Below are 708 nucleotides of genomic sequence, written 5' to 3'. Positions count from 1 at the left end.
AGCACAAGCTCGCGCTTTGCCTCGGCAAGAACATCGGCGGCGAGCCGATCATCGCCGACCTCGCCCGCATGCCGCACCTGCTGGTGGCCGGCACCACCGGCTCGGGCAAGTCGGTGGCGATCAACACCATGATCCTCTCGCTGCTCTACCGGATGAAGCCGGAAGAGTGCCGCCTGATCATGGTCGACCCGAAGATGCTGGAGCTGTCCGTCTACGACGGCATCCCGCACCTGCTCTCCCCCGTCGTCATCGACCCGAAGAAGGCGGTCATCGCCCTCAAGTGGGCCGTGCGCGAGATGGAGGAGCGCTACAAGAAGATGTCCAAGATCGCGGTCCGCAACATCGACGGCTACAACGCCCGGATGGCGGAGGCGCGCGCCAAGGGCGAGACCATCACGCGCACGATCCAGACCGGCTTCAACCGCGAGACCGGCGAAGCGGTGTTCGAGGACGAGGCGATGGACCTCTCGGCCCTGCCCTACATCGTGATCGTGGTCGACGAGATGGCCGACCTGATGATGGTGGCCGGCAAGGACATCGAGGGCGCGATCCAGCGCCTCGCCCAGATGGCGCGGGCGGCGGGCATCCACCTGATCATGGCGACGCAGCGTCCGTCGGTGGACGTGATCACCGGCACGATCAAGGCGAACTTCCCGACGCGGATCAGCTTCCAGGTGACGAGCAAGATCGACTCGCGCACGATCCTCG

Annotated in this window: 1 protein-coding gene; it reads left to right on the top strand. The window is 65.7% G+C overall.

Annotated features, from left to right (window positions below):
* The coding region (locus FV222_RS28285; RefSeq protein ID WP_281406948.1) for an FtsK/SpoIIIE domain-containing protein at positions 1-708 on the top strand (708 nt) is incomplete at both ends.

The organism is Methylobacterium sp. WL103, assembly GCF_008039885.1.
GTDB lineage: Bacteria > Pseudomonadota > Alphaproteobacteria > Rhizobiales > Beijerinckiaceae > Methylobacterium > Methylobacterium cerastii.
This window is presented reverse-complemented; position numbering and strand designations above follow the sequence as displayed.